The 18,143-nt window shown below is 71.4% G+C and carries 17 protein-coding genes; 8 read left to right on the top strand and 9 right to left on the bottom strand.

Annotation, left to right across the window (positions count from 1 at the left end):
* The first annotated feature begins 193 nt into the window (after nt 1-193).
* From ACFV57_RS31980 to ACFV57_RS31970, 3 genes are all read left to right on the top strand, one after another.
* Nucleotides 194-1,156 (top strand): ABC transporter ATP-binding protein, encoded by a 963-nt coding sequence (locus ACFV57_RS31980; protein ID WP_385239367.1) that lies wholly within the window; start codon nt 194-196, stop codon nt 1,154-1,156.
* Nucleotides 1,153-1,956 carry an ABC transporter permease gene (locus ACFV57_RS31975; RefSeq protein ID WP_385239365.1) on the top strand — a complete coding sequence of 268 codons (804 nt, stop codon included), beginning with the start codon at nt 1,153-1,155 and terminating at the stop codon, nt 1,954-1,956. Before ACFV57_RS31980 ends, ACFV57_RS31975 begins: the two co-directional genes overlap by 4 nt.
* A 162-nt stretch (nt 1,957-2,118) precedes the next feature.
* Entirely contained in the window at nt 2,119-3,195 is a 1,077-nt protein-coding gene (locus ACFV57_RS31970; protein ID WP_385239363.1) for a heme A synthase, read from the top strand.
* Here the strand turns inward: ACFV57_RS31970 and ACFV57_RS31965 are convergent.
* The 3 genes from ACFV57_RS31965 to ACFV57_RS31955 form a co-directional block, all read right to left on the bottom strand.
* Entirely contained in the window at nt 3,159-4,214 is a 1,056-nt protein-coding gene (locus ACFV57_RS31965; RefSeq protein WP_385239362.1) for an amidohydrolase, read from the bottom strand. The two genes, ACFV57_RS31970 and ACFV57_RS31965, sit on opposite strands and share 37 nt — an antisense overlap.
* A 205-nt stretch (nt 4,215-4,419) precedes the next feature.
* Nucleotides 4,420-4,803 carry a hypothetical protein gene (locus ACFV57_RS31960; protein ID WP_385239360.1) on the bottom strand — a complete coding sequence of 128 codons (384 nt, stop codon included), beginning with the start codon at nt 4,801-4,803 and terminating at the stop codon, nt 4,420-4,422.
* Between the two features lie 159 nt (nt 4,804-4,962).
* Nucleotides 4,963-5,913 carry a heme o synthase gene (locus ACFV57_RS31955; protein ID WP_385239358.1) on the bottom strand — a complete coding sequence of 317 codons (951 nt, stop codon included), beginning with the start codon at nt 5,911-5,913 and terminating at the stop codon, nt 4,963-4,965.
* A gap of 531 nt (nt 5,914-6,444) precedes the next feature.
* Between ACFV57_RS31955 and tkt the strand changes: the two genes are divergently transcribed.
* Genes tkt through pgl form a run of 5 tightly spaced genes read left to right on the top strand, consistent with a single transcriptional unit; the run spans nt 6,445 to nt 13,110 of the window.
* A complete protein-coding gene (gene tkt, locus ACFV57_RS31950; RefSeq protein ID WP_385239356.1) occupies nt 6,445-8,523 on the top strand; it encodes a transketolase in 2,079 nt (692 codons plus the stop codon).
* 35 nt (nt 8,524-8,558) lie between these two features.
* Nucleotides 8,559-9,677 carry a transaldolase gene (gene tal / locus ACFV57_RS31945; protein WP_385239354.1) on the top strand — a complete coding sequence of 373 codons (1,119 nt, stop codon included), beginning with the start codon at nt 8,559-8,561 and terminating at the stop codon, nt 9,675-9,677.
* Nucleotides 9,678-9,683: 6 nt separating this feature from the next.
* A complete protein-coding gene (gene zwf / locus ACFV57_RS31940) occupies nt 9,684-11,207 on the top strand; it encodes a glucose-6-phosphate dehydrogenase (RefSeq protein ID WP_385239352.1) in 1,524 nt (507 codons plus the stop codon).
* The gene (opcA, locus tag ACFV57_RS31935; RefSeq protein ID WP_385239350.1) at nt 11,204-12,331 is read left to right on the top strand and encodes a glucose-6-phosphate dehydrogenase assembly protein OpcA; all 1,128 of its coding nucleotides are present in this window, start codon (nt 11,204-11,206) and stop codon (nt 12,329-12,331) included. The genes zwf and opcA overlap by 4 nt, the downstream gene beginning before the upstream one ends.
* Nucleotides 12,328-13,110 carry a 6-phosphogluconolactonase gene (gene pgl, locus ACFV57_RS31930; protein WP_385239348.1) on the top strand — a complete coding sequence of 261 codons (783 nt, stop codon included), beginning with the start codon at nt 12,328-12,330 and terminating at the stop codon, nt 13,108-13,110. Before opcA ends, pgl begins: the two co-directional genes overlap by 4 nt.
* A 340-nt stretch (nt 13,111-13,450) precedes the next feature.
* Here pgl and ACFV57_RS31925 read toward each other — a convergent pair whose 3' ends face one another.
* The 6 genes from ACFV57_RS31925 to ACFV57_RS31900 all read right to left on the bottom strand — a co-directional run.
* On the bottom strand, nt 13,451-13,714 hold the full coding sequence (locus ACFV57_RS31925) for a hypothetical protein (protein WP_385239346.1): 264 nt from the start codon (nt 13,712-13,714) through the stop codon (nt 13,451-13,453).
* Nucleotides 13,714-15,366, bottom strand: a complete 1,653-nt coding sequence (gene pgi / locus ACFV57_RS31920; RefSeq protein WP_385239497.1) for a glucose-6-phosphate isomerase — start codon at nt 15,364-15,366, stop codon at nt 13,714-13,716. The genes ACFV57_RS31925 and pgi overlap by 1 nt, the downstream gene beginning before the upstream one ends.
* Before the next feature lie 242 nt (nt 15,367-15,608).
* Nucleotides 15,609-15,944 carry an RNA polymerase-binding protein RbpA gene (locus tag ACFV57_RS31915; RefSeq protein WP_003986538.1) on the bottom strand — a complete coding sequence of 112 codons (336 nt, stop codon included), beginning with the start codon at nt 15,942-15,944 and terminating at the stop codon, nt 15,609-15,611.
* Between the two features lie 157 nt (nt 15,945-16,101).
* A complete protein-coding gene (gene secG, locus ACFV57_RS31910) occupies nt 16,102-16,338 on the bottom strand; it encodes a preprotein translocase subunit SecG (protein ID WP_003986537.1) in 237 nt (78 codons plus the stop codon).
* Between the two features lie 132 nt (nt 16,339-16,470).
* A complete protein-coding gene (gene tpiA / locus ACFV57_RS31905; RefSeq protein ID WP_385239344.1) occupies nt 16,471-17,247 on the bottom strand; it encodes a triose-phosphate isomerase in 777 nt (258 codons plus the stop codon).
* A 6-nt stretch (nt 17,248-17,253) separates the two neighbouring features.
* A partial coding sequence (locus ACFV57_RS31900; protein WP_385239342.1) for a phosphoglycerate kinase occupies nt 17,254-18,143 on the bottom strand: 890 nt, incomplete at its 5' end.

The following is an 18,143-nucleotide window of genomic DNA, read 5'->3' as shown; positions in this document are numbered from 1 at the left end:
CGCCTCCGTGCGGAGCTGTCGACACCGGCTCTGACCTGCGCATTCCTGCCCGGCGGAAGGCTCCGCCAGAACCGCCGCTCCACGTACCGACGATCTACGCGCAGCATCCGCCCGCCGACTCCCCCAAAAGAGAGGTCCACACCTTTTCGCCCCCGCTCCTGCGCACACCCCCACACTTCGTAGACTGCCGGACATGCGCAGCGCCTCCTCCGGGGACACCCCCCGGACCTCCGGCCGTCCGCCTGCCGTCGAGATCACCGGCCTGGTCAAGCGGTACGGGTCCAAGACCGCGGTGGACGGCCTCGGCCTCCGGGTCGAGGCGGGTTCGGTGACCGCCGTCCTCGGGCCGAACGGCGCCGGGAAGACCACCACCGTCGAGATCTGCGAGGGCTACCGCCGCCCCGACGCGGGCACCGTCCGCGTCCTGGGCCTGGACCCGGTCGCCGACGCCGCGGCGCTCCGCCCCCGTATCGGCGTGATGCTCCAGTCCGGCGGCGTCTACGCGGGCGCCCGCGCGGAGGAGATGCTGCGGCACACCGCGAGCCTGCACGCCCACCCCGTCGACGTGGACCTGCTCATCGACCGGCTGGGGCTGGGCAGCTGCGGCCGTACGAACTACCGGCGGCTGTCCGGCGGGCAGCAGCAGCGGCTCGCGCTGGCCATGGCCGTCGTGGGCCGCCCCGAGCTGGTCTTCCTCGACGAGCCGACGGCCGGGCTGGACCCGCAGGCCCGGCACGCCACCTGGGACCTCGTACGGGAACTGCGCGCCGACGGCGTCAGCACCGTACTGACCACCCATTTCATGGACGAGGCCGAGCAGCTCGCCGACGACGTGGCGATCATCGACGGCGGCCGGGTCGTCGCCCAGGGCAGCCCCGAGGAACTGTGCAGGGGCGGCGCCGAGAACACCCTGCGCTTCACCGGCCGGCCCGGCCTCGACCTGGGAGCGCTGCTCAAGGCGCTGCCCACGGACAGCGCCGCCGCCGAGCTGACGCCCGGCACGTACCGGGTGACCGGGAAGATCGACCCGCAGCTGCTGGCGACCGTCGCCTCCTGGTGCGCGCAGCACGGTGTGCTGCCGGACGCCATAGCCGTCGAACGGCACACCCTGGAGGACGTCTTCCTCGAACTGACCGGCAAGGAGCTGCGTTCATGACCGCCACCGGCACGACGGACCGGGGCGCGGCGGGCGCCACCGGCATCTTCGCCCCCCGGCCCGGCGCGGCGCCGCTGCCGCGGATGATCCGCGCCCAGGCCCTCCTCGAAACGAAGATGCTGCTGCGCAACGGCGAGCAGCTGCTGCTGACCGTCGTCATCCCGACGCTGCTGCTGGTGCTGTTCTCCGCCGTGGACATCGTCGACACGGGCGCGGGCAGGGCGGTCGACTTCCTCGCGCCGGGCATCCTGGCCCTGGCCGTGCTGTCCACCGCCTTTACCGGGCAGGCCATCGCCACCGGCTTCGAGCGCCGGTACGGGGTCCTCAAGCGGCTGGCCGCCTCGCCCCTGCCCCGCTGGGCGCTGATGACGGCCAAGACGTGCGCCGTGCTGGTGACCGAGATCCTGCAGGTCGTGCTGCTGACGGTGATCGCCTTCGCGCTGGGCTGGTCCCCGCACGGCAACCCGCTGGCGGTGGTGCTGCTGCTCGTCCTCGGTACGGCGGCGTTCTCGGGCCTCGGCCTGCTGATGGCGGGCACCCTCAAGGCAGAGGCGACCCTCGCGGCGGCCAACCTCGTCTTCCTGCTGCTGCTGGTGGGCGGCGGCGTGATCGTGCCGCTGGACAAGTTCCCGGACGCGGCGCAGTCGGTGCTCGGACTGCTGCCGATCTCCGCGCTCTCGGACGGCCTGCGGGACGTCCTCCAGCACGGCGCGGGCGTCCCCTGGGGCGATCTCGGCATCCTCGCCGTGTGGGCGGTGCTCGGGCTGGGCGCGGCGGCGAAGTTCTTCCGCTGGGAGTAGGCCGCAGCCCGCGGGAGTAGGCGCGGCCTGCTCCGGGAGCGGCCGCGACCTGCGGGTACGCCCGCGTCGGCAGCAGCCACCGGCCTGCGGATACGCAACCGCCCCGCGCGTTGCGCACCCCCCTCGTGAAACTTTGCACAAGCCGCGGCCTACGATGGCTGCGTGCCGAACACGTGGAACCCCTTTGAGCTGATCGCGCGCCGCTGGCAGCCGAGCGCCGCCTTCGTACGGCGGGCCGCGCTGGCCACCGTCGTGATGTCCGTCGTCATCGTCGTGACGGGCGGCGCCGTCCGGCTCACCCAGTCCGGCCTGGGCTGCTCGACCTGGCCCAAGTGCACCCCGGACAGCCTGACGCCGACCGCCGCGATGGGCATCAACGGCCTCATCGAATTCGGCAACCGCCTGCTGACGTACGTGCTGTGCGCGTTCATCGGCGTGTTCATCATCGCGGCCCGCGCCCGCGCGCCCCGCCGCCGTTCGCTCACCCGCCTCGGCTGGGCGATGTTCTGGATCGTCATGGGCAACGCGGTCTGGGGCGGCATCGTCGTCCTGACCGGCCTGAACCCGTACCTGGTCGCCGCGCACTTCCTCCTGACCACCGCCCTGCTCACGGTCTCCGTGCTGGCCTGGCGGCGGGCCGCGGAGGGCGACGAGGCGCCGCGGGACCTGGTCGCCCGGCCGGTGCGCCAGCTCGCCGGACTGCTGGTCCTGGCGACCGGCGCGCTCACCGTCATCGGCACGCTCGTCACCGGCGCCGGACCGCACGCGGGCGACGCCAAGGAGGTCCACCGCATCCCGGTGGACTGGCGCGAGATCACGCAGCTGCACGTCGACTTCGTCTACATCGTCGTCGGCCTGTCCGTGGCCCTGTGGTTCACGCTGCGCGCCGTCAAGGCACCGGCCGCGCCGCGCCGTATCGTGCTGGAGCTGTTCGGCTGCATCGCCCTGCAGGGCGTCGTCGGGTACATCCAGTACTTCGCGGGCCTGCCCGAGTTCGTCGTCGGGCTGCACATGCTGGTCTCGACGCTGGTGTGGATCTGCGTGCTGCGCGTCTACCTGGCGCTGCGCGACCGCGGCCCCGTACCGACCGACGAGGGCGAGTCCCCCGCCGCCTCCGCCTCCTCCGCTGCCGACGGCGGGTCCGCACCGGCCGCGGGCCGCGAGGTACCCGCCCCCGCCGCCGAGACGGGTGCCGCCGCACCTCAGCCGGCCGCCGGCACCTCCGCCTCCAGCCGGTAGACGCGGCGCGCGGTCCCGGACGCGATCATGGCGGTGATCCGCCGCGCGTCCGCCCGCGCGCACATGCCCTCCTCCGTCCACTCCCGTACGACCCGCTCCACGGCCCGCACGAAGAAGCGCGCACCCGTCACGTACAGCTCGGGCAGCGCCCGCGCCCCCGTGGAGAACATCAGCTTGCCGAACGGGGCCTGAGCGAGCGTCTCCTCGGGGCGCGGCCCGGCGTCCGCGTAGACGTGCGGGTGGACCGCGGCCAGCTGCGCCGCCCGCCGGTGGTGCGGCGGCCGGGGCAGCAGCACCAGGTCCGTGCCGATACCGGCGGTGGCCCGCAGGAAGCCCGCCAGCGGGCGCGGGTCGGGGCAGTGCAGCTGTACGGGTACGCCGGTGGCGACCGCGCTCCACAGCAGATACCGCAGGAGCGCGGGATCGGTCGGCCGCTCCCCCGCTCTGCGGTCGCGCAGCCACCGGTCGGCCGCGCGCCGCACCTCGCCCGCCTCGGGGGCGCGGCCCTCGCAGCAGGCGGCGCCGGAGGCGAAGGCGGTGGCGTCCTGGGCTGCCGCGTAGACCGCTTCCGCCGTGTAGCCGATGAAGGAGTCGGCGCTGCCGGAGGTGTCGGCGATCTGTCCGGCGAGCGGTTCGAGCCGTATGACCTCGTGGGCGCGGGCCTGGGCGGCGGCGGCCAGCTCTCCGGCCGAGGTCAGCTCGCTGGGCGCGCCGGCCTCCAGCAGGAACGTGCCGATACCGGCGCCGCGCAGCAGCAGGCGGCTCGCGCGAAAGGCGCCCAGCTCCCGTCTGCGGGCGAGGTAGCGGGCGGGCGGGCAGTGCGCCTCCAGACCCAGCAGCGGCGGGCACCAGCGGCGTACGCCGAGGCCGGTCCAGCTGTCGAAGAAGCTGGTGCCGGCGGGCGCCGGGCCGTGTCCGCCGACGGCCGCGGCCAGGTGCGTCTCGAAGGCGCCGAGCCCCAGGTCCCCGTGGAGCGCGCCGTGGCTGTACTGGTCCACGAGCGGTGGCAGTCGGTCCATCCGCCCCTCCTCGCCGAAGCCGAAGGCGCCCGCCGACGCCGAGAGCCCACCCGGCGCGGCACGGACGCCGCCCTGGTGGGCTCAACGGGCGACGCGGCCGTCAGGTAGCGGGCCCGGCCGGGCCGCGGCGCCGTTCGACGCGGTCCGCACAAGCGGAACCGGCGGCTCGGCGCCCGGCGTCCGCGGGCTCTGGTGCCGCCCGGGCTCAGCTGTTCGCCGGGCCGCCCACCTGGATACCCGCCATCCGCGACCACTCGTACGGCCCGGTGCGCACCTTGGCCGCCAGTTCGCCGTCGAAGTCCTCGTGCACCTCGGCGCCCGCCCGCTCGGCCGCGGCCCGTGCGATGTCCTGGGAGTCGGCGACCAGGTTGCCCCACTGGCCGTCGGCGCCGACCAGCGCGATCCGGACGCGGCCGCGGCCGATGTGGGCGAGCTGGGCCTCGGCGCTGCCGCCGTGCGAGGCGGCGAAGGCGCGGACGGCCTTGGCCAGGGCTGCCGTGCGCCGCTCGTCGCGCTTGCCGGGCCGGGCCTGCGCCGCCTGGTCGTCGAGCTGCTCGTCCGGCGTGTCCGCCTGCTTGGTGTCTGCCATGGACAGGATGCTACCCGCCGGTAATCAGCGGGGGAAGAGCCGCCCGGCGCGCCCCGCGGCGGCCGGGGACCGGCGCTTCGGAGGCCGCCCGTACAACGCCGGGGGCCCGCCACGAACGCATCGTGGCGGGCCCCCGGGAAGCCTCTGAGGAGCGTCCCCCTACCGCAGGAACGGGTCCACGGCGATGGCGACGAACAGCAGCGACACATAGGTGATCGACCAGTGGAACAGCCGCATCTCCTTGAGCTTGGGCCCGGTGATCCCGGCCTTGGCGCGGGCCTGGAGGGCGTGCGCCTCCTTCAGCCAGAAGCCGCCGCAGAGCACCGCCACCACCGTGTAGAACCAGCCGGTGTAGCCCAGCGGCTGGAGCAGCAGCGACACCAGGACCATCACCCAGCTGTACGCCACGATCTGCCGCGCCACGGCCTTGTTCCCGGCGACCACCGGCAGCATCGGCACGCCGACCCGCTCGTAGTCGTCCTTGGCCTTCATCGACAGCGGCCAGTAGTGCGGCGGCGTCCAGAAGAAGATGACGAGGAAGAGGACGAGCGAGGCCCAGGAGACGGTGTTGGTGACCGCGGACCAGCCGATGAAGACCGGCATGCAGCCCGCGATGCCGCCCCAGACGATGTTCTGCGCGGTACGCCGCTTGAGGATCATCGTGTAGACGACGACGTAGAACAGCAGGGCACCGAGCGACAGCGCCGCCGACAGCGGATTGACCAGGAACCAGAACCAGGCCGTGGAGACGACCGCCAGCGCGGTCGCGAAGACCAGGCACTCGCGGGGCGAGACCATGCCGGTGACCAGGGGCCGCTGGGAGGTGCGGTCCATCAGGGCGTCGATGTCGCGGTCGATGTACATGTTGTACGCGGCGGCGCCGCCGGCGGAGAGGTAACCGCCGACGCAGGTGGCCAGCACGAGCCCCAGGTCGGGGACGCCGCCGGCCGCCAGGAACATCACCGGAACCGTCGTCATGAGCAGCAGCTCGATCACGCGCGGCTTGGTCAGCGCCACGAAAGCCTTGACACGGGCCCCGAACGGACGGTGACCTGAACCCTGCGGGCCCTGGGCCAGGACACCCGCAGGACGGGATTCGACGGCCGTCACGCACACCCCTGGAAGTAACATCAGCGGCTTGCGCCGCGAAGATAAGGCCAGCAAGCATTTCCGGTTGTGAAGACCCGGTTAAGGCTTGCGCGTACCACGCCACTTTAGACGTTGGCCATACAACGGCCTTCGCGGGGGTGGGGTCGTGTTGAGGCGGGCGCCGGGGCCGCCGGAGCCGCACCGTCCAACGGTTCCCCCGCGCGCCGCCCCGGTTCCGGCGCCGCGTGAAGCGTGTCGCTCCCGCTCCCTCCCCGGTGACGCCCCACGCGGCTTCGCGCGCGCTTCGCCCGCCGTTCACGCCGTTCGAGAGGCGAAGGCGGGCGCCGCCCGGCAGTCTGGAGTGGTGGCCGTCTCGTCCGGGACGGGAATGTCAGCAGTCCGGATTTAGTTGCCCAAGGCGTCGGGTTTCATCATGACGAGCCGTCGACGCTCCGTCGAAAAGATGGCCGTAGCTGCGGGGGTAGGCTCGACAACGCCCGGCGGACATACCGTCCCCGGCATTCGACATGTGGAGAGGAGCCCTGACTCAGGGTGAGCACCAAGCCGACCACCACAGATTTCGAGTGGACCGATCTGGACCAGCGGGCCGTCGATACCGTCCGCGTCCTGGCCATGGATTCCGTGCAGAAGGTCGGTAACGGCCATCCGGGTACCGCCATGAGCCTCGCGCCGGCCGCCTACGTCCTCTTCCAGAAGCTGATGCGGCACGACCCCGCCGACGCGAAGTGGACCGGCCGCGACCGGTTCGTCCTTTCCGCGGGCCACTCCAGCCTGACCCTCTACATCCAGCTCTACCTGGCCGGCTACGGCCTGGAGCTGGACGACCTGAAGTCCTTCCGCACCTGGGGCTCCAAGACCCCGGGCCACCCGGAGTACGGCCACACGGTCGGCGTGGAGACCACCACCGGGCCGCTCGGCCAGGGTGTCGCCAACGCCGTGGGCATGGCCATGGCCGCCCGCTACGAGCGCGGCCTGTTCGACCCCGAGGCCGCCCCCGGCACCTCGCCGTTCGACCACACCGTCTGGGTCATCGCCGGCGACGGCTGCCTCCAGGAGGGCGTCTCGGCCGAGGCCTCCTCGCTCGCGGGCCACCAGAAGCTCGGCAACCTCGTACTGCTGTGGGACGACAACCACATCTCCATCGAGGGCGACACCGAGACCGCGGTCTCCGAGGACACCCTCAAGCGCTACGAGTCCTACGGCTGGCACGTCCAGCGCGTCGAGCAGCTGCCCAGCGGCGACCTCGACCCGGTGGGCCTGGCCGAGGCCCTGAAGGCGGCGCAGGCCGAGACCGAGCGCCCCTCCTTCATCGCGGCCCGCTCGATCATCGCCTGGCCCGCCCCGAACGCCCAGAACACCGAGGCCGCGCACGGCTCCGCGCTGGGCGGCGAAGAGGTCGCGGCCACCAAGAAGGTGCTGGGCTTCGACCCGGAGAAGTCCTTCGAGGTCTCCGACGAGGTCATCGAGCACACCCGCGCCGCCTGGAAGCGCGGCGCCCAGGCCCACGCCGAGTGGGACAAGGCCCTCGACGCCTGGCGCGAGGCCAACCCGGAGCGCGCCGCCCAGTTCGACCGCATCCAGGCCGGCGAGCTGCCGGACGGCTGGGAGAAGGCGCTGCCCGCCTTCGAGACCGGCAAGGGCGTCGCCACCCGCGCGGCCTCCGGCAAGGTCCTCCAGGCGCTGGGCGCGGTCGTGCCCGAGCTGTGGGGCGGCTCCGCCGACCTCGCCGGCTCCAACAACACCACGATCGACAAGAACTCGTCGTTCCTGCCGGAGGGCAACCCGCTCCCGGAGGCGAGCCCCTACGGCCGCACGGTGCACTACGGCATCCGCGAGCACGCCATGGGCTCGACGATGAACGGCATCGCGCTGCACGGCAACACCCGCATCTACGGCGGCACCTTCCTGGTGTTCTCCGACTACATGCGCCCCGCCGTCCGGCTCGCCGCCCTCATGCAGCTGCCGGTGACGTACGTGTGGACGCACGACTCCATCGGCCTCGGCGAGGACGGCCCGACCCACCAGCCGGTCGAGCACCTGTCCGCGCTGCGCGCCATCCCGGGCCTGAACATCGTGCGCCCGGCCGACGCCAACGAGACCGCCACCGCCTGGGCCGAGATCCTGCGCCGCCACCAGAGCAAGCCCGCGCCGCACGGCCTCGCGCTCACCCGTCAGGGCGTACCGACGTACGAGGCGAACCCCGCCGCGGCCAAGGGCGGCTACGTGCTGTTCGAGGCCGAGGGCGGCGAGCCGCAGGTCATCCTCATCGGCACCGGCTCCGAGGTGCAGCTCGCCGTCGAGGCGCGAGAGGCGCTGCAGGCCGAGGGCATCCCGACGCGCGTCGTCTCGATGCCGTCCGTCGAGTGGTTCGAGGAGCAGGACCAGGGGTACCGCGACAGCGTGCTGCTGCCGACGGTCAAGGCCCGGGTCGCGGTCGAGGCCGGCATCGGTCTGACCTGGCACCGCTACGTGGGCCCGCAGGGCCGGATCGTCTCGCTGGAGCACTTCGGTGCCTCGGCGGACGCCAAGGTCCTCTTCCACGAGTTCGGCTTCACCGCCGACGCGGTCGCCACGGCGGCCCGGGAATCCCTCGCAGCGGCCACGCGCTGACGCCCGTACACGAACAAGTAGGAGATGCAAACCCCATGACAGACGCACTCAAGCGCCTCTCCGACGAAGGCGTCGCGATCTGGCTGGACGACCTGTCCCGCAAGCGGATCACGTCCGGCAACCTGGCCGAGCTGATCGACCAGCAGCACGTCGTCGGTGTCACCACCAACCCGTCGATCTTCCAGAAGGCCATCTCGCAGGGCGACGGGTACGACACGCAGCTCACCGACCTCGCGGCCCGCAAGGTCACCGTCGAGGAAGCCATCCGGATGATCACGACGTCGGACGTGCGGGACGCCGCCGACATCCTGCGTCCGGTCTTCGACGCCACCGACGGCCAGGACGGCCGGGTCTCCATCGAGGTCGACCCGCGCCTGGCCCACAACACCCGCGCCACCGTCGCCGAGGCCAAGCAGCTGGCCTGGCTGGTGGACCGCCCCAACGCGCTCATCAAGATCCCGGCCACCAAGGCGGGCCTGCCGGCGATCACCGAGACGATCGCCCGGGGCATCAGCGTCAACGTCACGCTGATCTTCTCGCTGGAGCGCTACCGCGAGGTGATGGCGGCCTACCTGGAGGGTCTGGAGAAGGCCAAGGCCGCCGGCCTGGACCTGTCCAAGATCCAGTCGGTGGCGTCCTTCTTCGTGTCCCGCGTGGACACCGAGACCGACAAGCGCCTGGACGCGATCGGCACCGACGAGGCCAAGGCCCTCAAGAGCAAGGCCGCCGTCGCCAACGCCCGGCTGGCCTACCAGGCGTACGAGGAGGTCTTCTCCTCGGACCGCTGGAACGCGCTGGACAAGGCGCACGCCAACAAGCAGCGTCCGCTGTGGGCCTCGACCGGCGTCAAGGACCCGTCGCTCAAGGACACCATGTACGTCGAGGAACTGGTCGCGCCGAACACGGTCAACACCATGCCCGAGGCCACCCTGGAGGCCACCGCCGACCACGGCGAGATCTCCGGTGACAAGGTGCGCGGCACCTACGAGCAGGCGCGGGCCGACCTCGACGCGCTGGAGAAGCTCGGCATCTCGTACGACGACGTCGTGCAGGTGCTGGAGGACGAGGGCGTCGAGAAGTTCGAGGCGTCCTGGAACGACCTGCTCAAGTCCACTGAGGCGGAGCTCAAGCGCCTCGCTCCTTCGGAGGGCTGACCCACCTTGTCCAGCAGCAATCCGCTGCGTGACGCCGCGGACCGACGGCTCCCGCGTATCGCGGGGCCGTCGGGCCTGGTCATCTTCGGCGTCACGGGCGATTTGTCCCGTAAAAAGCTGATGCCTGCCGTCTACGACCTGGCCAACCGCGGGCTGCTGCCGCCGGGCTTCTCCCTCATCGGCTTCGCCCGCCGCGAGTGGGAGCACCAGGACTTCGCGCAGGAGGTGTACGAGGCCGTCAAACAGCACTCCCGTACGCCGTTCCGCGAAGAGGTCTGGCAGCAGCTCGTCCAGGGCTGCCGCTTCGTGCAGGGCAACTTCGACGACGACGCCGCCTTCGAGACCCTCAAGGACACGATCGAGGAACTCGACAAGGCCCAGGGCACCGGCGGCAACTTCGCCTTCTACCTGTCCGTGCCGCCCAAGTTCTTCCCCACCGTCGTCCAGCAGCTCAAGAAGCACGGCCTGGCCGACCAGAAGAACGACTCCTGGCGCCGCGCGGTCATCGAGAAGCCCTTCGGCCACGACCTGGCCAGCGCCAAGGAGCTCAACCGGATCGTCCACGAGGTCTTCCCGCCCGAGTCGGTCTTCCGGATCGACCACTACCTGGGCAAGGAGACCGTCCAGAACATCCTGGCGCTGCGCTTCGCCAACACCCTCTTCGAGCCGCTGTGGAACCGGTCCTACGTCGACCACATCCAGATCACGATGGCCGAGGACATCGGCATCGGCGGCCGCGCCGGCTACTACGACGGCATCGGCGCCGCCCGTGACGTCATCCAGAACCACCTCCTCCAACTGCTCGCGCTGACCGCCATGGAGGAGCCCGCCTCCTTCGACGCGGACGCGCTGGTCGCCGAGAAGACCAAGGTCCTGGGCGCCGTACGGCTCCCCGCCGACCTGGGCAAGGAGACGGTGCGCGCCCAGTACGCGGCCGGCTGGCAGGGCGGCGAGAAGGTCGTCGGCTACCTGGAGGAAGAGGGCATCGACCCCCACTCCCGCACCGACACCTACGCCGCGATCAAGCTGAAGGTGGACAACCGCCGCTGGGCGGGCGTCCCCTTCTACCTGCGCACCGGCAAGCGCCTGGGCCGCCGCGTCACGGAGATCGCGGTCGTCTTCCAGCGCGCGCCGCACTCCCCCTTCGACCACACCGCCACCGAAGAGCTGGGGCAGAACGCCCTGGTCATCCGCGTCCAGCCGGACGAGGGTGTCACCATGCGGTTCGGCTCGAAGGTGCCCGGCACCTCCATGGAGGTCCGGGACGTCTCGATGGACTTCGCGTACGGCGAGTCCTTCACCGAGTCCAGCCCGGAGGCGTACGAGCGCCTGATCCTGGACGTACTGCTCGGTGACGCCAACCTCTTCCCGCGCGTCGAGGAGGTCGAGCAGTCCTGGCGGATTCTCGACCCGATCGAGGAGTACTGGGACCGGCACGGCAAGCCCGCGCAGTACCCGGCCGGGACGTGGGGGCCGAACGAGGCGGACGAAATGCTCGCACGAGACGGACGGAGCTGGCGTCGGCCATGAAGATCGATCTGACGGAAACCACGGCCAGCAAGGTCAACAAGGCGCTGGTCCAGGGCCGTCGTACCATCGGCACCCCCGCCATCGGCATGGTGCTCACCCTCGTCATCGTCACCGACGAGGAGAACGCCTACGACGCCCTGAAGGCCGCCAACGAGGCGTCCCGCGAGCACCCCTCGCGCACCCTCGTCGTCATCAAGCGCGTCAGCCGGTCGCCCCGCGACCGCGCCAAGGCGCGCCTGGACGCCGAGGTCCGCGTCGGCGCGGACGCCGGCACGGGCGAGACGGTCGTGCTGCGGCTGTACGGCGAGGCCATCAACCACGCCCAGTCCGTCGTGCTGCCGCTGCTCCTGCCGGACGCGCCGGTCGTCGTGTGGTGGCCGGTCAACGCCCCGGTGGACGCGGCGCGCGACCCGCTCGGCGCACTCGCCCAGCGGCGCGTCACCGACATGTACGCCGTGGAGAACCCCATCCGGGAGCTGGCCGAGCGCGCCGAGGCGTACTCGCCCGGCGACACGGACCTGTCCTGGACCCGCATCACGCCCTGGCGCTCGATGCTGGCCGCGGCGCTCGACCAGCTGCCGTGCAAGGTCGCCGAGGTCGAGGTCGAGGGCGAGGAGTTCAACCCCAGCGTCGAACTGCTCGCCATGTGGATCGCCGACCGGCTCGACGTACCGGTCCGGCGGCTGCTGTCGGCCGGGCCCGGCCTGACGGCGGTACGCATGGAGACGGACTGCGGCCCGGTCGCGCTGGACCGCGCGGACGGCTCGCTGGCCACGCTCTCGATGCAGGGCCAGCCGGACCGCAACGTGGCGCTCAAGCGGCGCGACACCGCGGAACTCCTGGCGGAGGAGCTGCGACGGCTCGACCCGGACGACACGTACGAGTCCGCGCTGAAGTACGGCGTGGACCGGCTCGGCGAGCCGGAGCGGGCACAGACGGCGCTGGCGGCGAGGGCGGCCGAGTCGTCCGACGAACCGGCCGACGCGCCTGCCGCCGACGCGGCGCAGGCGGCGGAATCGGCGGACGCCGAGTCCGAGGCGTCCCAGGACTCCGCGCCCAAGGCCAAGGCTCCCGCCAAGAAGTCCGCCTCCAAGAAGGCGGCTTCGAAGGCGGCCTCCGAGTGAGCGCGCCGCAGGTCGTCGTCCACCGCGACAAGGAGCTGATGGCCAAGGCCGCGGCGGCCCGGCTGATCACGAAGATCGTGGACGCCCAGGCCGCCCGCGGCTCCGCGTCCGTCGTCCTGACCGGCGGCCGCAACGGCAACGGGCTGCTCGCGGCCCTCGCGGAGGCGCCCGCCCGGGACGCGGTGGACTGGGGCCGTCTCGACCTGTGGTGGGGCGACGAGCGGTTCCTGCCGGACGGCGACCCGGAGCGCAACTACACGCAGGCCCGCGAGGCCCTGCTGGACAGCGTTCCGGTGGACCCGGCGCGGGTGCATGTCATGGCCCCGTCCAACGGCCCGTACGGCAACGACGCGGACGCCGCGGCGGAGGCGTACGCGGTCGAGCTGGGCGCCGCGGCGGGCCCCGAGGACCACGGTCCCGTCCCGTCCTTCGACGTCCTCCTGCTGGGCGTCGGCCCGGACACCCACGTCGCGTCGCTCTTCCCCGAGCTGCCCGCCGTACGGGAGACGGACCGCCCGGTCGTCGCCGTGCACGGCGCGCCCAAGCCCCCGCCCACCCGCATCTCCCTCACCCTGCCCGCGATCCGCGCGGCACGGGAGGTCTGGCTGCTCGCGGCGGGCGAGGACAAGGCGAAGGCCGCGGCGATGGCGCTCTCCGGCGCCGGGGAGATCCAGGCCCCGGCCGCGGGCGCGTACGGCCGCAGCCGCACCCTGTGGCTCCTCGACGAAGCGGCCGCTTCACAGTTGCCGCGGGGGTTGTATCCGCCGGCTTCGGCCTGACGTCACCGTACGAAGAACGCCGGACGGCCCCGTTCCCGGGTGGGAGCGGGGCCGTTCGGCGTGGTGTCCAACCGGCCAAAGCGGTTTCGGCGCCTGGTGACGGGCTGGCACCGTAGCCGACTCGCTGCCCGTACCGGGCGGCGCCTCCCATACGCGGGTACGGGACCGGACCTCCAGACTCCGTCCTACGGTCCGCCCCCTCCCGCCGTACAGCGACCGACGGCCGGTGGGGGCAGGCGTCCCCCCACCCCGTACGTGTCAGCCTGACACGTACGGGAGGGCTCGGGACCGTAGGACGAAGTCCGTAGGGGCCGGGCCCGCACCACCCGGCCTCAGCTGATCACGACCGTCGTTCCCGCTCCTGCCGGACCATCGCGTTGGCGAGGTGCCCAGGGTCCTGGAGGTCCCCGACGGCGACGCCCTCCACCTGCGTGTCGTGGGTGTCGTACCGGCCCAGTCCGTGTTCCTTGTCGCCCTGTACGGCTTCGAGGTGACGGACCGCCACATCGCGCTGCCCGGCTTCCGGGAGACTCTGGAGCCATGCCCGGTTCTCCGGCGTGAGGAGGTCCAGGAAGCTCGCCAGGGCCTCCTCTTCCGCCCCCATCAACGGCCCCGCATCTCGCGGTACGTCCCGACCAGGGACCGCGTCGAGGCGTCCAGGCCCTCGACCTCCGCGCCCTCGGTCAGCGCGGGCTCGACCCGCTTCGCCAGGACCTTGCCGAGTTCGACGCCCCACTGGTCGAAGGAGTCGATGTTCCAGATGGCGCCCTGGACGAACACCTTGTGCTCGTACAGCGCGATCAGCTGGCCCAGGACGGACGGGGTCAGTTCCTTGGCGAGGATGGTGGTCGTGGGGCGGTTGCCCTTGAAGGTCTTGTGCGGGACCAGGTCCTCGGACACGCCCTCGGCGCGGACCTCGTCGGGGGTCTTGCCGAAGGCCAGCGCCTGGCCCTGCGCGAAGAGGTTGGCCATCAGCAGGTCGTGCTGGGCCACCAGGCCGGAGTGGAGGTCCTCGACCGGGTTGGCGAAGCCGATGAGGTCCGCCGGGATGAGCTTCGTGCCCTGGTGGAGGAGCTGGTAGTAGGCGTGCTGGCCGTTCGTGCCGGGCGTGCCCCACACGACGGGGCCGGTCTGCCAGTGCACGGGGTTGCCCTCGCGGTCCACGGACTTGCCGTTGGACTCCATGTCCAGCTGCTGGAGGTACGCGGTGAACTTGGAGAGGTAGTGGCTGTACGGCAGCACCGCGTGCGACTGGGCGTCCCAGAAGTTGCCGTACCAGACGCCGAGCAGACCCAGCAGGAGCGGGACGTTCTCCTCGGCGGGGGCGCAGCGGAAGTGCTCGTCGACGAGGTGGAAACCGGCCAGCATCTCGCGGAACCGCTCCGGCCCGATCGCGATCATGAGCGAGAGGCCGATCGCGGAGTCGTAGGAGTAACGGCCGCCGACCCAGTCCCAGAACTCGAACATGTTGTCGGTGTCGATGCCGAAGTCCGCGACCTTCTCGGCGTTGGTCGACAGCGCGACGAAGTGCTTGGCCACCGCGTCCTCGCCGGCCCGCAGGCCGGTGAGCAGCCAGTTGCGGGCGGAGGTGGCGTTGGTGATCGTCTCGATGGTGGTGAAGGTCTTCGAGGCGACGATGAAGAGCGTCTCCGCGGGGTCGAGGTCGCGGACGGCCTCGTGCAGGTCGGCGCCGTCCACGTTGGAGACGAAGCGGAACTGCATATCGCGGTGGGAGTAGGCGCGCAGCGCCTCGTACGCCATGGCCGGGCCCAGGTCGGAGCCGCCGATGCCGATGTTGACGACCGTCTTGATGCGCTTGCCGGTGTGGCCCTTCCACTCGCCCGAGCGCACCCGGTCGGTGAAGACCTGCATCTTGCGCAGTACGGAGTGCACGGCGGGGACGACGTTCTCGCCGTCGACCTCGACGGTGGCGGACTCGGGAGCGCGCAGCGCGGTGTGCAGCACGGCGCGGTTCTCGGTGACGTTGATCTTCTCGCCGCGGAACATCGCGTCCCGCAGCTCCGCCACGCCCCGGGCCGCGGCCAGCTCGCGCAGCAGGCGCAGCGTCTCGTCGGTGACCAGGTGCTTGGAGTAGTCCAGGTGCAGGTCGCCGACCTGGAGGGTGTAGCGTCCGGCGCGGTCCGGGTCCTGGTCGAACAGCTCGCGCAGGTGCACCTCCCCCAGCTGCTCCCGGTGCTTGTTCAGCGCGGTCCACTCAGGCGCCTGATCGAGCCTGCTGCGGCCTTCTGCGTTCATCTCGGACATCAGCCTTCTTCTTCTCGTACCGGCCCCGCCGCTCTCCAACCTAATTGATCAGACGGCGGGATGAGGTGTCCCCCCGCTGCCGACTGCCCCGGGAAACGCATTCGGCACCTCGCGCCGGTCCCCGGCCGCGGACCGGACACACCGGCCCCCGGTCGCGGGCGCGGATACGCGAAGGGCCCGGCCGGAAGGGCGTCCACCCTCCGGCCGGGCCGGTCGTCATGTGTGCTGTTCCGTCAGATCTCCCCGCGGAGCTTGGCGAGCGCCTCCGCGAGGATCGCCTCGCCGTCGGCGTCGCTGCGGCGCTCCCGGACGTACGCGAGGTGCGTCTTGTACGGTTCGGTGCGCGGCGGGTCCGGCGGGTTGTCCCGGTCCTTGCCTGCCGGAAAGCCGCAGCGCGGGCAGTCCCAGGTGTCCGGAATCTGCGCGTCGCCGGCGAAGCTGGGCTGAGTCTCGTGCCCGTTCGAGCACCAGAAGGAGATGCGGATGCGCGGCGCGGACTCGCCCCGCTCCGCCTCCCCCATCGGCCCCGCCCCGACCCGACTTCCTCGGATCGCGTTGCCACTTGCCACGGTTGTTACTCCCTGCGTAATGGTGCTGCGAAGCATCGAACAGCAGTCGCGCTGCGAGCGCCCCAGTCTACGTAAGGCCCAACGCGCGTCCAGTGACAGGAGTTACACCCCCACCGAGGACGCCGCCCTCATGATAGGCCGCGTCCTCGACGCTGTCTCAGCTGTCGAGCTTCATCAGGACGCCGAGTACGACGATGCAGGCGAACCAGAGCAGGGCGATGACGATGGTGATGCGGTCCAGGTTCCGCTCCGCGACGGAGGAACCGCCGACCGAGGACTGCATACCGCCGCCGAACATGTCGGACAGGCCGCCGCCCTTCCCCTTGTGCATGAGCACCAGCATCATCAGCAGCAGGCTGAAGACGATGAGGGCTACCGAGAACCCGATGACCACGGCTGGACCAACTCTCTAGGACTGACGGACGGGACGTACCGAAGAAGATCGAATGGTACGGGGCCGGGCGGCGCACACGGCACCGTCCCGGCCCCGACAGGGTACGACGGGCCGGGCCCGTCGTCATAGCTGCTACTGGTCGCGGAAGCGGACGATCTTGACGAACTCGTCCACGTCCAGCGCCGCACCGCCGATCAGGGCGCCGTCCACGTCCGGCTGCGCCATGATCGCGGCGACGTTGCCGGACTTGACCGAGCCGCCGTACTGGATGCGGATCTTGTCGGCCACCTCCTGGCCGTACAGCTCGGCGAGACGGCCGCGGATCGCGCCGCAGACCTCCTGCGCGTCCTCGGGCGTGGCGACCTCGCCGGTGCCGATGGCCCACACCGGCTCGTAGGCGATGACGATGGTCTCGGCCTGCTCGGCCGGGATGTCCTTGAGGCCGCCGTCGACCTGGGCGAGGGTGTGCGCGACCTGGTTCCCGGCCTTGCGGACGTCCAGGCCCTCGCCGACGCACAGGATCGGGGTGATGCCGTGCTGGAAGGCGGCCTTGACCTTGGCGTTGCAGATCTCTTCGTTCTCGCCGTGGTACTGGCGGCGCTCGCTGTGGCCGATGGCCACGTAGCTGCACTTGAGCTTGGCCAGCATGGCGCCCGAGATCTCGCCGGTGTACGCGCCGGACTCGTGCGCCGACAGGTCCTGGGCGCCGTACTTGATCTTCAGCTTGTCGCCGTCGACCAGCGTCTGCACCGAGCGCAGGTCGGTGAAGGGCGGCAGGACCGCGACCTCGGTGGCCTCGTAGTCCTTGTCGGCGAGTGCGAAGGCGAGCTTCTGGACGTGCGCGATGGCCTCAAGGTGGTTGAGGTTCATCTTCCAGTTGCCCGCCATCAGCGGGGTACGGTCAGTCACGGTTCTTCAGTCCTCCAGAGCGGCGAGACCGGGCAGCGTCTTGCCTTCGAGGTATTCGAGGCTGGCGCCGCCGCCGGTCGAGATGTGGCCGAAAGCATTCTCGTCGAAGCCGAGCGAGCGCACCGCGGCGGCCGAGTCGCCGCCGCCGACGACGGTGAAGCCGTCGCAGTTCAGCAGGGCCCGCGCGATGGCGGTGGTGCCACCGGCGTAGTCCGGGTGCTCGGCGACGCCGACGGGGCCGTTCCAGAAGACGGTCTCGGCGTCGGCGATCTTCGAGGCGAACAGCTCACGGGTCTTCGGGCCGATGTCCAGGCCCTCCTTGTCGGAGGGGATCTTGTCGGCGTCGACCGTGACGAAATCGGCCGGGGCCTTCGTCTTCAGGTCGGGGAAGTCGGCCGAGGCCAGGATGTCGACCGGCAGGACCAGCTCGACGCCGTTCTTCTCGGCCCGCTCCATGTACTCGGTGACGGTCGGGATCTGGTCCTCCTGCAGGAGGGAGATGCCGACCTCGTAGCCCTTGGCCTTGAGGAAGGTGTACGCCATGCCGCCGCCGATCAGCAGCCGGTCGGCCTTGCCGAGCAGCTCGTCGATGACGGCCAGCTTGTCGGAGACCTTGGCGCCGCCGAGCACGACCACGTACGGGCGCTTGACGTCCTCGGTGAGCTTCTTCAGGACGGTGACCTCGGCGGCGATCAGGTCGCCGGCGGCGTGCGGGAGGCGGGCCGGGAGGTCGTAGACGGAGGCGTGCTTGCGGTGCACGGCGCCGAAGCCGTCGCCCACGTACACGTCCGCCAGCTCCGCGAGCTGGTCCGCGAAGGCGCCGCGCTCGGCGTCGTCCTTGCTGGTCTCGCCCGCGTTGAAGCGCAGGTTCTCCAGGACGGCGACCTCGCCCTCGC

It is taken from the genome of Streptomyces sp. NPDC059788, assembly GCF_042732265.1.
Classification (GTDB): Bacteria; Actinomycetota; Actinomycetes; order Streptomycetales; family Streptomycetaceae; genus Streptomyces.
The sequence above is the reverse complement of the archived record's forward strand: the minus strand, read 5'-3'. Positions and strand labels throughout refer to the sequence as shown.